The organism is Luteimicrobium sp. DT211 (assembly GCF_049844995.1).
GTDB lineage: Bacteria > Actinomycetota > Actinomycetes > Actinomycetales > Cellulomonadaceae > Luteimicrobium.
Genome location: NZ_JBNCMC010000004.1, coordinates 360,427 through 375,458 on the forward strand (window position 1 = coordinate 360,427; position 15,032 = coordinate 375,458).

General features: G+C 76.3%; 8 protein-coding genes. All 8 read left to right on the top strand.

Annotated elements, in window-relative coordinates:
* Positions 1-34: 34 nt before the first annotated feature.
* From ACLQ14_RS12515 to ACLQ14_RS12550, 8 genes are read left to right on the top strand one after another with little or no spacing between them, the layout of a single operon-like run.
* Positions 35-1,306 (top strand): DUF58 domain-containing protein, encoded by a 1,272-nt coding sequence (locus tag ACLQ14_RS12515; RefSeq protein ID WP_425813439.1) that lies wholly within the window; start codon positions 35-37, stop codon positions 1,304-1,306.
* Positions 1,303-3,777, top strand: coding sequence for a transglutaminaseTgpA domain-containing protein (locus ACLQ14_RS12520; protein ID WP_425813441.1), 2,475 nt, complete (start codon positions 1,303-1,305; stop codon positions 3,775-3,777). The genes ACLQ14_RS12515 and ACLQ14_RS12520 overlap by 4 nt, the downstream gene beginning before the upstream one ends.
* Before the next feature lie 5 nt (positions 3,778-3,782).
* The gene (locus tag ACLQ14_RS12525) at positions 3,783-5,168 is read left to right on the top strand and encodes an RDD family protein (RefSeq protein WP_425813443.1); all 1,386 of its coding nucleotides are present in this window, start codon (positions 3,783-3,785) and stop codon (positions 5,166-5,168) included.
* Positions 5,165-6,055, top strand: a complete 891-nt coding sequence (locus ACLQ14_RS12530; RefSeq protein WP_425813445.1) for a PP2C family protein-serine/threonine phosphatase — start codon at positions 5,165-5,167, stop codon at positions 6,053-6,055. The genes ACLQ14_RS12525 and ACLQ14_RS12530 overlap by 4 nt, the downstream gene beginning before the upstream one ends.
* A complete protein-coding gene (locus ACLQ14_RS12535) occupies positions 6,052-7,872 on the top strand; it encodes an FHA domain-containing protein (protein ID WP_425813447.1) in 1,821 nt (606 codons plus the stop codon). Before ACLQ14_RS12530 ends, ACLQ14_RS12535 begins: the two co-directional genes overlap by 4 nt.
* Positions 7,869-9,656, top strand: a complete 1,788-nt coding sequence (locus ACLQ14_RS12540) for a protein kinase domain-containing protein (protein ID WP_425813449.1) — start codon at positions 7,869-7,871, stop codon at positions 9,654-9,656. The genes ACLQ14_RS12535 and ACLQ14_RS12540 overlap by 4 nt, the downstream gene beginning before the upstream one ends.
* Positions 9,656-10,399, top strand: coding sequence for a hypothetical protein (locus ACLQ14_RS12545; RefSeq protein ID WP_425813973.1), 744 nt, complete (start codon positions 9,656-9,658; stop codon positions 10,397-10,399). Before ACLQ14_RS12540 ends, ACLQ14_RS12545 begins: the two co-directional genes overlap by 1 nt.
* Positions 10,396-14,928, top strand: coding sequence for an FtsK/SpoIIIE domain-containing protein (locus tag ACLQ14_RS12550; protein ID WP_425813451.1), 4,533 nt, complete (start codon positions 10,396-10,398; stop codon positions 14,926-14,928). Before ACLQ14_RS12545 ends, ACLQ14_RS12550 begins: the two co-directional genes overlap by 4 nt.
* The last annotated feature ends 104 nt before the right edge of the window (positions 14,929-15,032 follow it).

Below are 15,032 nucleotides of genomic sequence, written 5' to 3' on the forward strand. Positions count from 1 at the left end.
GCGGTCGGAAGAGAAGGTCGCGGGGATGGCAGGCATGACGAGGACGAGATCCAGACGGGTGGCGCGCGCGCTCGCGCCCGTCCGTGACGCGGTGGCGCCCGTGGTCGAGGCGCTCACGCCGGCGGCGCGCACCGTCGCGCGCTGGGCGAGCCCCGTGACGGACGTCGTGAGCCCGCTGGGCTGGACGGTCACGATCGGGACGCTGCTCGCCTGGTGGGCGGGGCTGCGCTACCACTGGGCGGAGGTCGTGGTGCTCGCGCTCGTGGGCACCGTGGTGCTCCTCGCGGCGGTCGTCTTCGTCCTCGGACGGTTCCAGTACGCCGTCGACCTCGACCTCGCTGGCCACCGGGTCGTGGTGGGGGAGCGCGCCGTCGGGCGGATCCAGGTGAGCAACCCGACGCCGCGGCCGCTGCTGCCCGCGGTGATGGAGCTGCCGGTGGGCGCCGGCCTAGCGAGCTTCCCCGTCCCGCGCCTGCGCGCCGGGGGCGTCCACGAGGACGTGTTCGCCGTGCCGACGCGGCGCCGCGCCGTCATCCCCGTCGGCCCGGTCCGCTCGGTGCGCGCCGACCCGCTGGGGCTGCTGCGCCGCCAGGTCGACTGGACGGACGCGGAGCAGCTCTACGTCCACCCCCGCACCACGGGGCTGACGGGGTCGTCGTCGGGCTTCCTGCGCGACCTCGAGGGCCGGACCACCCAGGACCTGTCCAACTCCGACGTGTCGTTCCACGCGCTGCGCGACTACGTGGCGGGCGACGACCGCCGCCACGTGCACTGGAAGACGACGGCCCGGACGGGCCAGCTCATGGTGCGGCAGTTCGAGGAGACGCGGCGCTCGCACCTCGCGGTGATCCTGTCGACGCGCACCGAGGACTACGCGCACGCGGACGAGTTCGAGCTCGCGGTGAGCGTCTGCGGCTCGCTCGGCCTCCAGGCGATCCGCGAGGACCGCGGCCTCACGGTGCTCAGCAACGACACCCGGCTGCGCGGCGACTCGCGCGCGCGCCTGCTCGACGACCTGGCCGGGGTCCAGACCCGGTCGCTCGCGGAGGGCATCGCGCAGCTCGCGCGGGGCGCCTCGCAGTCGGTCGCGGACGCGTCCGTCGTCGCGGTCCTCGTCGGCAGCCGGGTCCCCCCGGCCGACCTCCGCGCCGCGTCGGCGCGCCTCCCGCAGGACGTGCGGGTCATCGCGGTCCGCTGCGTGCCCGGCGAGTCCGCGGCGCGCCGCAACATCGCGGAGCTCGTCGTCCTCACGATCGGCTCGCTCGAGGAGCTCCCGTCGGCGATGAGGCGGGTGACGGGCTCATGAGCCGCACGACGTCCACGGCCCCGGCCGAGGCCCAGGCCCCGCAGCGCGCGGCGCGCGGCGACCGGTTCCCCCACGACGAGCCGCAGTACGCGGTCCCGCGTGCCCGCACGCGCGCCGGCATGCTCGACCTGGCGGCGCTCGCCGTCATGCTCGGCGTGGTGATCGTCGGCTTCGAGCCGGTCTGGGGGAGCCACGGGTACCTGGCGCCCGCCGTCGGAGGAGCGGCCCTCGGGCTGCTCGTCGCCTGGCTCGGCGCCGCGTTCCGCTGGTCGACGCTGTCCGTCGCCGCCGCGACGATCGTCGTGTACTTCGTCGCGGGCGGCGCGCTCGCGCTCGGCGGATCGACCGTCGCCGGCGTCGTCCCGACCGCGGAGACGGCGCGCGGCCTGCTGCGCGGCGCCGTGTTCTCGTGGAAGTCGTTCGTCACGACGGCGCCGCCCCTGTCGTCGTTCCCCGACCTCGCGCTCGTCCCGTTCGTGCTGCTGCTCCTCGCGGGCGTCCTCGCGGGCACGATCGCCTGGCGTGCCAAGCGCCCGGTCTGGGCGCTGGTCCCGGTCCTCGCGGCGCTCGTCGGCTCGATCCTGCTGGGCACGATCGTCGCCGCGCACCCCGTCGTCCAGGGCACCGTGCTCGGCGTCGTGGCGCTGATGTGGTCCGCGTGGCGGACCACCGAGGGGCGCCTGCGCGACCGCGAGACGAGCACCGAGGCGTCGGAGGAGGCCCTGCGCCGGCTGACGGTGCACCGCGCCCGCACGGGCGCCGTCGTGCTCGCCGTCGCCGCCGTCGCGGCGGTCGCGCTCGGACCGGTCGTCGCGCCCGACCACGGCCGCGTGGTCCTGCGCGAGGACGTCGTCCCGCCGCCCGACCTGCACGAGTACGTGACGCCGCTCGCGGCGTTCCGGCACTACGTCAAGGACGAGAAGGACGACGCGCTGCTCACCGTCTCCGGCCTGCCGGCCGGTGCCCGGGTCCGCCTCGCGACGCTCGACGCGTACGACGGCGTCGTCTACTCGGCGACGAGCGACGACAAGAGCTCCGGCTCGTTCGTGCGCGTCGGGGCGAAGGTCGCGTCCGACGCGACGGGCGCTCCGGTGACCCTGGACGTCCAGGTCAAGGGCTACGCCGGGCCGTGGGTCCCGGACGTGGGCGCGCTCACGGGCATCTCGTACGGGGGTGACCGCGCCAAGGAGCTCGAGGACGGCACGTACTACGACGCCGTCACCGGGACCGCGCTGACGACCGCCCAGCTGCGCGCCGGCGACTCCTACACGGTGCAGGCCGTCGAGTCGCCGCAGCCCAAGGAGGCCGACCTCAAGGGCGTCCCGATCCAGCACGTGGAGCTCCCGCAGCCCACGAACGTCCCGCCGTCGGTCCAGGCCAAGGCGGAGCAGTTCGTCGGCGGCGCGACCGATCCCCTCACGCAGCTCCAGCGGCTGCGGGACGCGCTGCTCAAGAGCGGTACGTACTCGAGCGGGATCGGCGACCAGCCGGCGTCGCGCCCCGGCCACTCCGCGGACCGCATCGACACCCTCCTCGGCGCCGAGACGATGGTCGGCGACGACGAGCAGTTCGCGGTCGCGTACTCGCTGATGGCGCAGTCCCTCGGCATCCCGGCGCGCGTGGTCATGGGCGTGTACCCCGACGCGGAGGACGGCTGGAAGGCCGGGACCGACTTCACGGCGGTCGGGAGCGACGTGCACGCGTGGGTCGAGGTCCCGTTCCAGGGCAAGGGCTGGGTCGCGTTCGACTCGGTGCCCGAGGAGAACAACAAGGTCCAGACCCAGCCGCGCAGCCAACAGGTCCCCAAGCCGCCGGTCCTGCAGGACCCGGAGCCGCCGTCGGAGCCCGACCAGGCCGACACGGCCAAGGCGAAGGACGACAAGAAGAAGGAGAAGGACCAGGACGGCACGCCGTTCGACTGGGGCCACGCGGTCGCGGTCGGCGCGGCCGTGGCGATCCCGCTCGTGCTGATCCTGCTCCCGTTCGCGCTCGTCCTCGGTTACAAGTCGCGCCGCCGGCTGCGGCGGCGCCGCGCGGGCGACCCGGCGGACCGGATCTCCGGCGGGTGGCACGAGGTGCTCGACGCCGCGGTCGACCTCGGGCACCCGGTGCCCGCCGGCGCGACCCGACGCGAGGTGGGCACGGCGCTCGACGCCGCGTACCCGTCGGCGGGCACCCTGACCCTCGCGCACGACGCCGACGCGACCGTCTTCGGGACGGGCGAGCCGACCGACGTCGACGTCGAGGCATACTGGGGCGGCATCGAGGCCGCGGTCGCGCAGATGCGGGCGTCGGTCCCCTGGCGCAAGCGGATGGCGGCACGGTTCTCGCTGCGGTCCGTCCGACGGGTGGGCCGGAGCGGCGCGAGCCGGAACAGCATGACCAAGGCGGTCGCGGACGACCCGCTCACGCCTCAGCCCGACCACCGGCCCCGGCGCCGGTGGTCGCGACCCTCGGGAGACGCACGATGAGCCCCGTGACCCTCTGTCAGCGCTGCGGCGGGGCACTCCCGCCCGGTGCGGGCCTGTGCCCGTCCTGCGGGGCTCCGGTCCTGTCCGGCGTGCCGTCGGGGCACACCACCGAGCGGCTGGTGCCGGGGTCCGTGCCCGGTGACGTCCGGCAGGTGTCGATGCCCGCCGCGCTCACCGCGCACACGCTGCCGGGCTTCCCGACGGCGCCGCCCACACCGACCGGGCCGGTCCCGGCGCCGCTCGGCCGCCGGGTGCTGGCGTGGCTGATCGACGCGGTCGTCATCGGCATCCCGGCGGCGGTCGCGGTCGCGGTCATGCTGCCGGGCGTCCTCGACAAGGGCGACGACGCCGCGTCCGGCACGACGGCGCTCACGCCGTCCGACCTGTTCCCCCTCCAGGCCGTGGCGTGGGGTCTCACGCTCGTGGCGGGCCTCGTCCTCGTCTCGTTCGAGGGGACGACGGGCCGCACGGTCGGCAAGCTCGCGCTCGGCCTGCGGACGCAGGACGTCGCGACGGGCCGCCCGATCGGCGTCGCCCGGGGCATCGTCCGCGGCCTGGTCTTCGGCGCCTTCGCGCTGCTCTGCTGGGTCGGCGAGATCCTCGTGCTCCTGAGCCCGGTGTTCGACTCGAGCCCGCGCCGCCAGGGGTGGCAGGACAAGGCGGCGCGCGCCGTCGTCGTGAGCGTCGAGCCGGCCGCGCCGGCTCCGCGCCCCGGGCCGGGAGCCGCGGCCATGCCCGCCGCCCCCGCGGCGCCCGCCCCCGCGCCGGCTCCGTACGCGGGCGTGCCGCCGTTCACGCCCGCACCGCCGTACGGCGCGGCGCCCCAGTCACCGGCTCAGCCGACGCCGTCCGGCGGCTGGGCGCCCCCCGCGGCACCCGCCCCCGGTGCAGCCGCGCCCGCCGTGCAGGCGATGCCGGGTCTCGTGACCGGGATCCCGGGGGCCGGGGCGCCCGCGGCGCCGCCCGCCGCCGCGGGGCCGCCGGCCGTCGCGGCTCCGGGCTTCGACCTCGGGCTCCCGGACGGCTCCACCGTGCGGGTCACCGGGCCGACGCTGCTCGGGCGCGACCCCGCGGTGCCGCCGTCGCAGGCCGGTCCAGCCCCCCAGCTCGTCGCCGTGCCGGACCCGGGCCGGTCGGTCTCCAAGACGCACGCGGAGCTCGGCGTGGACGCGTCCGGGCTGTGGCTGGTGGACCGCGGCTCGACGAACGGCACGACCGTCGAGGCCCCCGGCGCGGCCCCCGTCACGGCCGAGCCCGGCCGGCAGGTGCGCGTCCCGGCGGGCGCGACGGTGCGCCTGGGCGACGCGGCCGTCGTCGTGCACGGCGACCTGCCCGACGAGTCGACGGTGATCAGCGCGCGCCGCCCCCCTTCGGCTGGAGGCTCGTGGTGAGCGAGGCGGCGCCGGTGTCGGTCCGGTGGGGCGCGTCGTCCCACCGCGGCGCGCGGCGCAAGCTCAACGAGGACTCGTACCTGGCGTCGCCGTCGGCGTTCTTCGTGGCCGACGGCATGGGCGGCCACGAGGCCGGCGAGGTGGCGAGCGCCATGGCGATCGACGCGCTGCGCCCGCTGTCCTGGCTGAGCGTCGTCTCGGCCCAGGACGTGCGGGACCGGCTCCACGTCGCGCACGACGACGTGTCCGGCATCGCCGCGCCCGAGGGCCGGGGGGCGGGCACGACGCTCACGGGCGTCGTCGTCTCAGAGCAGGACGGGCTGCCGTACTGGCTCGTCGCGAACGTCGGCGACTCGCGGACCTACCACCTGGTGGACGGCGGGCTCGAGCAGATCAGCGTCGACCACTCCGAGGTGCAGGAGCTCGTGGACGCGGGCGCGCTGACGCCCGCGCAGGCTGCCCACCACCCGCGCCGGCACGTGGTCACGCGCGCGCTCGGCGCCGCCGCGCGGCCGGACGCGGACTACTGGTACCTGCCGCTGACCACGGGCGACCGACTGCTCGTGTGCTCGGACGGGCTCACGACCGAGCTCGACGACGACCGCATCGCCGGGCTGCTCGTGGCGCACGCGGAGCCCCAGGCCGCGGCCGACGCGCTCGTGCAGGCGGCGCTCGCGGCGGGCGGCCGGGACAACATCACGGTCCTGGTCGTGGACGCCGTCGACGCCGGGCCGGACGCGGAGAGCACGGCGCCGCGGGCCACGCACGCGCCCCCGCCGCCGGACGAGGACACGCGTCCCCGGCAGGAGGAGGCGCCCGACCGGGTGGCCGCCGGCGCGCTCGAGGACGCGGCCCCGGTGGCCGCCACGACCGGAGGAGAGGCATGAGCGGTTCGACGGGGGCAGCGCCGGCACGGACCGCGCGCTACGTGCCGGGCGCGGGCAGCGTCGTCGTGCGGGGCGACGTGCTGGTCGCCCTGCCGTACGCGCCGGCGGAGCGGTCGGCGGCCGTGTGGGACGCGCTCGACGGAGCCGCGGGCGTGATGGACGCCCTCCAGGTGCTGTCCAGCACGTTCGACGCCGGCCTGGCGGCGCTCCCGCCGTTCGCCGTGGTCGTGCTGACGTCGGGCGGGCGGGCGCACGTGCTCGTCCGTGGCGACGTCGAGGTCCGCGTCGACGGGCGCGACGGGCCGACCGACCTCCACGGCCGCGACGTGTCGACCTGGACCGAGCGCGCCGTCGAGGGCGTCGACGGCGTGAGCGTCCGGCTGGGCGCGACGGGCCAGACGCAGGTCGACGAGTCGTCCGCGCCGACGACCCTGCCGCTCGTGGGCGGCGTCGTCCGCGCGAAGGCCGTGAGCTGGGGGTCGCCCGCCTGGGCCGCCGGCCGGGCGCCGTCGGCGGAGGCCGGGACCATGGCCGACCGGGCCGATCCGGCAGAGCACGCCGCCCCCGCGGCGGCCGACGAGGTGCCGGCCGCGCCCGCCGCGGCCGGCGGTCTCGTGACGGCCGTCCCGGGGCTCACGGCCGGCGCGTCCGTCCGCGCCCTCGCGGTCGACGCGGCCGCCGCACTCGCCGGCACGACCGAGGCGCCGTCCGAGCTGACGCTCGCGCCGATGGAGACCATCGCCCCGGGCGCGGGCGACGAGGGCTCCGCTGACGCCCCGACCGCCGACGACCCCGCGGTCCCGTCGGAGCCGTCGCCGGGCCCCGACGCCGGGCCGTCCGACGACGACCCCGCCTCGCCGCAGGACGAGTCGCCGACCCCGCCCGCGCCCGCCGCGGACGAGTACGAGTCGCTGTGGGAGACCACGATCCACCGGTCGGTGGAGGAGGCGGCGGTCCGGGCCGAGGAGGCCGACGACGACGCCGAGGCGTCCGGCGGCTCGCCGGCCCTCGTCTCGGGAGTGCCGCGCGACTTCACCCCGGCACCCTCGGCACCCGACACCGACGTGTCGGCCCCCGCCGCCCCCGCGCCGGCCCCGGCCGCCTCGGACGAGCCGGCGGCGTCGAGCGCGCCGGACGGGCCGGACGGCTTCGACCACGACGGCCACACCGTGATGGGCTCGTCGGTCGCCGACCTGCGGGCGGTCGCCGCGGCGGCCGCCGCCCAGCTCGCGGCGTCGGGCGACCTGCCCGCGTTCGGCGCCGGGCCGGTCGCGCCGTCGGACCCGCCGGCCAACGCGCCGGCGGCGGCTCCGGCCGCCGACCAGCCGGTCGCCGGCCCCCCGCTCGTGGCGCGCCTGTGCGCGTCGGGCCACCCGAACCCGCCGTCGCGCGAGCACTGCGCGAGCTGCGGCGCGGCCCTGTCGGGGCAGACGCAGACGGTCGCCCGGCCGCCGCTGGGCCGGGTCCGCGTCGCGGGCGGCGAGGTGCCCGGGCAGGTGTTCCCGCTGGACCGGCCGCTCGTCGTCGGGCGGCGCCCGCGCTCCCCGAAGGGCGCCGGCGGGGGCGGCGACGCCGCGCTCCACCGGATCGTCACCGTGCCCAGCCCGCAGCAGGACATCTCGCGCTCGCACGTCGAGGTCCGGCTCGAGGGCTGGAACGTGCTGGCGGTCGACCTCAACACCACCAACGGGACGACCCTGCTGCGGCCGGGCCAGTCCCCGCTCCGCCTGCACCCCGGCGACCCGCAGCTGGTGGTCTCGGGCGACGTCGTCGACCTCGGTGATGGCATCACGCTGGCCTTCGAGGACGTCCCGTGAGCCCCCGCCGCAACCCGAGTGCCCCGCCCGCGATCCCGGGGTTCGAGCACGTCTCGCTGATCGGCTCGGGCGGCTTCTCGGACGTCTTCCTGTACGAGCAGAAGCGACCCCGCCGCCGGGTCGCCGTCAAGGTGCTGCTCCACGAGTGGGCCAACGCGCAGCAGCGCGCGGCGTTCGACGCCGAGGCCGACCTGATGGCCCGCCTGTCGACCCACCCGTCGATCGTCACGATCTACGAGGCCGACATCGCGTCCGACGGGCGCCCGTACCTCGCGATGGAGTACTGCTCGCGCCCGAGCCTGGGCACGCGGTACCGCACGGAGCGCCTGGGTCTCGCCGAGTGCCTGCGGGTGGTCGTGCAGATCGCCGGGGCGGTCGAGACCGCCCACCGCGCGGGGATCCTGCACCGCGACATCAAGCCGGCCAACATCCTCGGTACCGACTACGGGCACCCGGTGCTCACGGACTTCGGCATCTCGTCGACGCTCGACGACGTCGCGCGCGCCGAGGGCCTGTCGATCCCCTGGTCACCGCCCGAGTCGTTCGGCGACCCGCCCACGGCGGGCGTCGGCACGGACGTGTGGGCGCTCGGCGCGACGCTCTACTCGTTCCTCGCCGGCCGGTCGCCGTTCGAGGTGCCGGGCGGGTCGAACGGCAGCGCGGACCTCGTGCAGCGCATCTGCGGGGCGCCCCTGCGGCCCACCGGCCGGTCGGACGTGCCGCAGTCGCTCGAGCGCGTCCTCGCGACGTCGATGGCCAAGAACCCGGCGTCGCGCTACCCGTCGGTGCTCGACTTCGCGCGGGCGCTCCAGCAGGTGCAGATCGAGCTCGCGCTCGGCGTGACCCCCATCGACCTGCTCGGGGACAACGGCGTCGTCGCGTTCGACTCCACGGACGCGGCGGCGGACGACGACGACGAGCCGGGGACCCGGCTGCGCGGCGTCGTCTCGATCGACCCGGCCGGCTCGCCCGGCGGGCGGGGCCCCGCCGGACGCGCGGACGACGCCGTCGGTCCGGTCGAGCACCTGGGCGCCCCGGGCGTCCCGCAGGCGCGGGCGGTCCCCCCGACGTTCGTGGCGGCGCCCGCGCCGGTGCGCGGGCCCGCGCGGGAGCCGGAGCGGCTCGCGGTGATCGACGCCAGCGGGCCGGCCCCGCGGACGGTCGCCGCCGACCCGGCGGCTCGGACGCGCCCCGCCACCCCGCCCGAGCCCGTGTGGGCAGCGGGCAGCGGGTCGCTGCTCACGTCGGGGGCGCCCGAGCCCGTCGAGGACACCGTCCTGCGGGTGACGACGGAGGAGGAGGCGGCCGAGCCGGCCGCCCCGGACGCGCCCCGCAAGCGCCCGCGCTGGCAGGTCGCCGCGGCGGTCGTCGCGCTGGTGGCGCTCGCGGGCGGGGGAGCGACGGCGTACGCGCTGACGCGGAACCACGCCCCCGCGAAGCCGGAGGCGTCGGCGCCCGCCCGCGAGCACCCGGCGGGCACGGTCGACGAGGGTCCGGCGAACGACAACCTCAGCGGCCTCGTGCCGTCGGTGACCAAGCTCAAGGGCACCGCGGACAAGGGCGGCAAGACGGCGACCTTCACCTGGGCCTACCGGGGCCAGGACGGCGACACGTTCAGGTGGCGGGTGGTGGAGGCGATCCGCAAGGGTGAGTACGAGCCGACGAGCCAGCGCAAGGCCGTGGCGCCGATCGGCTCGGGCGGCGACGTCTGCATCGAGGTGATCGCGGTCCGCAACGGCACGCCCTCCCTCGAGCCGACCGGCGCATGCCTGAAGGGGGAGTGATGGCGGGGCTGCGGATCGAGTTCTGCGGAGAGTGGTTCGAGGTCGACGCGGAGCAGCCGTTCGAGATCGGCCGGGACGGCGACCTCGAGGTCGACGACAACCCGTACCTGCACCGGCGCTTCCTCGTCGTGACGCGCGAGCACGGCATGTGGTGGCTGTCGAACGTGGGCACGCTGCTGTCGGCGACCGTGTGCGACGAGTCCGGCGGCGTCCAGTCCTGGCTGTCGCCGGGGACGAGGATCCCGATCGTCTTCCCGCGCACCACCGTGGTGTTCACCGCCGGCCCGACGACGTACGAGCTGCAGGCCGAGCTCGACGACGCCCCCTACGCGGACGTCCACACGGACGCGCTGCGCGGCGAGGGCGAGGGCGAGGCGACCGAGGCCACGATCGGGCTGGTCCCGTTCACGACGAGCCAGCGGCAGCTCATCGTGGCGCTCGCGGAGCCGCTGCTGCGGCGCGGCGGCACGGGGCTGTCCGAGCTGCCGTCGTCGGTCGACGCCGCGAAGCGGCTCGGGTGGGCGACCACCCGCTTCAACCGCAAGCTCGACAACGTCTGCGACAAGCTCGACCGGATCGGGGTCAAGGGGCTGCGCGGCGGCCCGGCCTCGCACGCGAAGAACCGGCGCGCGCGCCTCGTGGAGTACGCGGTGGCGAGCCGCCTCGTGACGTCCGACGACCTTCCCCTGCTCGATCTCGACCCCGCCGACGCGCCCGCGGACGGCTCCGGAGAGGACCGATGAGACTCAAGCTGACCCTCGTCCGCACGCAGGGCACCAGCGACGACGTCGTGGTGACCGCGGACGCGGCGACGACCGTGCAGGACGTGGCGCGGACGATCGCGCGCGTGGACCCGCGCGGCCCGCTCGCGGGGGCGGGCACGGCCGGCGCCCACGTCGGCGCGCCCGGCGGCCACGCCGGCCCGGCGCTGACGCTGCAGGCCCAGCTCCCGGGCCAGGAGCGCCCGGTGGTGCTACCCCCGGACGTGCCCGTCGGCGAGGCGTGGATCGGCTCGGGCGCGGCGGTCGCGGTCATCGACGGCCGGTCCCACCGGTCCGGCGCCGCCGTCGGCCAGGCGCCGGCCCGCGTCGCGGTGCAGGTCGTCGAGGGCCCGGACGCGGGGCTGCGGGTCGAGCTGCCGGAGGGCAGCTGGACGGTCGGCCGTGCGCCCGAGTGCGACGTGCGCCTGACCGACGCGCTCGTCTCGAAGCGGCACGCGCGCCTCGACGTGGCGCGCGGGATCGAGCTCGTCGACCTGGGATCGGCGAACGGCATCGAGATCGACGGCGGCCTCGTGCAGCGGGTGCGGGTCGACGCCCAGGTGCGGCTGTCGATGGGCAACACCGTGCTGCTCGTCGAGCCGGTCGCGGGCACGGTGCTGTCGGGCGTGGAGGCGTCGGCAGGCCCGGTGCCGTTCAACCGCTCGCCGCGCGTCGAGCCGCGCTTCACGGGGGTGGAGCTGGCGGCGCCGGACGCCCCGCCCGAGGAGGAGCGCTCGCCGTTCCCGCTGATCGGGATGATCGCTCCGCTGCTCATGGGCGGCGCGATGTACATGATCACGCACAACCCGACGTCCCTGATCTTCGTGTTCATGACGCCGATGATGCTGATCGGCAACTTCACGACCCAGAAGAAGCAGAAGGTGCGCCGCCGGCAGCGCCTGGTCGAGCGCTTCGACGAGCGGCTCGAGGGCCTCGCGGCGACGCTCGAGACCCAGGCGAAGGCCGAGCACGAGGGCCGGCTCGCGGAGGCGCCGTCGACCGCGGCGACGCTCGCCGAGGCGGTGCGGCGCGGGCCGCTGCTGTGGACGCGGCGGCCGGAGCACTGGTCGTTCCTCAACGTCCGCCTGGGAGTCGGCGCGATGCCGAGCCGGACGGTCGTCAAGCAGGGCGGCCGCGGCGACATGCTGCCGGAGTACACGGAGCGGCTCGACACGCTCGTGGAGCGCTACCGGACCGTCCCCGGGGTGCCGGTGATCGAGAACCTGCACGACGCCGGCGCGCTCGGCATCGCGGGCTCGCCCACCTTCACGCTGGGCACGCTGCACGCGCTGCTCGTCCAGCTCACGGGCCTGCACTCGCCGTCGGAGCTCGCGGTCGCCGCGATCGTGAGCCCGGCCTGGACGCGCCAGCTCGGCTGGCTGTCGTGGGTCCCGCACACGTCGTCGCCCCAGTCGCCGGTCACGGGACCGCACCTCGCCGACTCGCCGTCGAGCGCCGCGGTGCTCCTCGCCGAGCTCGAGGGCGTCGTCCAGACGCGGCTCGCCAAGAGCGGCGTGCGCCGCCGCGGCGCGATGAAGGCCGACGACGGCGCCCTGGACCGCGGCGCGACCGTCGGCAAGGACGAGGAGGGCACGAAGGCCCCGCTCCCGGCGATCGTGGTGCTGATCTCGGACGACGCCGACGTGGACCGCGCGCGGCTGACCCAGCTCGCGGAGGCGGGCGCCGACGCGGGCGTCTACCCGATCTGGCTCGCGCCCAGCGTCGACCGCCTGCCCGGCGCGTGCCGCACCTACCTCGAGTACGACACGTCCGGGACGGCCGCCGTCGGCCTGGTGCGCCTCGGCGAGCGGATCCAGCCTGTCGACGTGAGCGCCGACGTCGTCGACACCCAGACCGCGTACGACTACGCGCGGCGCATGGCGCCCGTGTTCGACGCCGGCGCGATCGTCGAGGACTCGAGCGACCTGCCTCGCTCGGTCTCGCTCATCACGCTGCTGGGGCACGACATGGCGGAGTCCGCGGACGCCGTCGTCGACCGCTGGCAGCAGAACCAGTCCCTGCACGACCGCACCCCCGGCGCGCAGCCGAAGCGCCGCAAGGCGGGCACGCTCCGCGCGATCATCGGGTCGGCGGGCGTCGACGCCATGCAGCTCGACCTGCGCTCGCAGGGGCCGCACGCGCTCGTCGGCGGGACCACGGGCTCCGGCAAGTCGGAGTTCCTGCAGGCCTGGGTGCTCGGCATGGCGGCGGAGTACAGCCCGGACCGGGTCACGTTCCTGTTCGTGGACTACAAGGGCGGCTCGGCGTTCGCGGACTGCGTGAACCTGCCGCACTGCGTGGGCCTCGTGACCGACCTGTCGCCGCACCTCGTGCGGCGCGCCCTCACGTCGCTGCGCGCCGAGCTGCACTACCGCGAGCACCTGCTGAACCGCAAGAAGGCCAAGGACCTGCTGGAGCTCGAGAAGCGGGGCGACCCCGAGTGCCCGCCCGCGCTGGTGCTCGTGATCGACGAGTTCGCGGCCCTCGTGGGCGAGGTGCCCGAGTTCGTCGACGGGGTCGTCGACATCGCGCAGCGCGGCCGGTCGCTCGGCATCCACCTGATCATGGCGACCCAGCGCCCCGCGGGCGTCATCAAGGACAACCTGCGCGCCAACACGAACCTGCGCGTCGCGCTCCGGATGGCGGACGAGACCGACGCGGTCGACGTCGTCGACATCGCCGAGCCGGCGCACTTCGACCCGGGCCTGCCCGGCCGCGGGCTGGCGAAGACCGGGCCGGGCCGGCTCCAGGTCTTCCAGTCGGCGTACGCGGGCGGCTGGACGACGCGCGAGCCGGACCGGCTCGACGTCGAGGTCGCCGAGCTGCGGTTCGGCGGCGAGGTGCGGTGGGAGGAGCCCGAGGGCGAGAAGGTCCCCGAGCTCGAGGACCTCGGGCCCACGGACCAGCAGCGGCTCGTCCGCGCGGTCGTGGACGCGGCCGAGCGGGCCCGCATCCCGGCGCCGCGCCGGCCGTGGCAGGACGAGCTCGCGACGACCTACGACCTCGCGCGCCTGCACCAGCGCACCGACACCGAGCTGGTGCTCGGCGTCGCGGACCGGCCGGAGCAGCAGGTCCAGTCGCCCGTGTACTTCCTGCCCGACGTCGACGGCCACCTGGGCGTCTACGGCACCAGCGGCGCGGGCAAGTCGACGACGCTGCGCACCCTCGCGGGCGCGGCCGGCATCACGCCCCGCGGCGGGCCCGTGCACGTCTACGCGCTGGACTTCGCGGCCGGCGCGCTGCGGATGCTGGAGGCGCTCCCGCACGTGGGCGCGGTCATCAACGGCGACGACTCCGAGCGGGTCGTGTCGCTGTTCCGGACGCTGCGCGGCGAGCTCGAGCGGCGCGCGGAGGCGTTCGCGGCCGCCAACGCGTCGAGCATCGCGGAGTACCGCCGCATCACGGGCCTGAAGGACACGCCGCGCCTGCTGCTGCTGATCGACAACCTGCCCGAGTTCCGCGACCAGTACGAGGCCGGCGCAGGCCGGATGGAGTGGTTCGACGTCTTCCGCGACATCCTCGCGAACGGTCGTCAGCTCGGCGTGCACGTCGTGTTCACGGCGGACCGCTCGGGCGCCGTCCCGACATACGTGCGCTCGCTGGTCCAGCGCAACGTCCTGCACCGCCTCGTCGACGACGGCTACCTCGCGTTCGGCGCGCCGCGCGACGTCATCACGCCGTCGTCGCCGAACGGGCGCGCGATCGTCGACAACGTCGAGGTGCAGATCGCGGTCCTGGGCGGCACCGCGGCCGTCGCCGAGCAGGCCGCGGCGACCGGTCGGCTCGCCGACGCGATGCGCCGCGCCGGCGTCGGCGCTGCGCCCGAGGTCGCGGTCGTCCCGGCCGAGTACCCGGCGTCCCGCCTCCCCGCGAGTGTCGGTGGCCTGCCGGTGCTGGGCCTCGACACCGTCACCCTCGAGCCGGCGACCTTCGCACCCGAGGGCGCGCTGCTCGTCGCCGGGCCGCCGGCGTCGGGCCGGACGAACGCGCTCACCTGGCTGGTGCGCTCGGTGCTGCGCGCCGACCCGGAGACGCGCGCGTACTTCGTCGGCCCGGCCCGCTCGGCGCTCGTGGGCACGGTGCCGTGGGCCGACAAGGCGGTCACCGTGGACGCCGCCGCGTCGCTGCTCGCGGACCTGACGGCCGCACTCACGGACGAGGACACCGACGGCCGGATCGTCGTCGTCGTCGAGTCGATCAACGAGTACCTCCAGTCGACGGCCGACCGGGCGATCGTCGAGCTCGTCAAGGCGGCCCGGTCGAGCCGGCACCTCGTGATCGCCGACGGCGAGACGTCGGCGTGGAACGCGTCGTGGCCGCTGTTCGCGGAGGTCAAGGCGGCGCGGCGCGGCCTGCTGCTGCAGCCCGACCCGATGGACGGCGAGTCGCTGCTGCGCACCGCGATCCCGCGCGCCCCGCGCAGCGAGTTCCCGCCCGGGCGCGGCGCCTGGGTCGCGCGCGGCAAGGCGATCCGGGTGCAGCTGCCGTTCGTGCTCGACGACCCGAGCTGACCGGGGCCGCGCGGGCCGGTCGATGGGGAGTGCTCCCCATCGACCGGCCCGCGCAGGATCGCCTACCGTGCGGAGGACGCTCGGGGGGACCGGGCGCGGGGCGA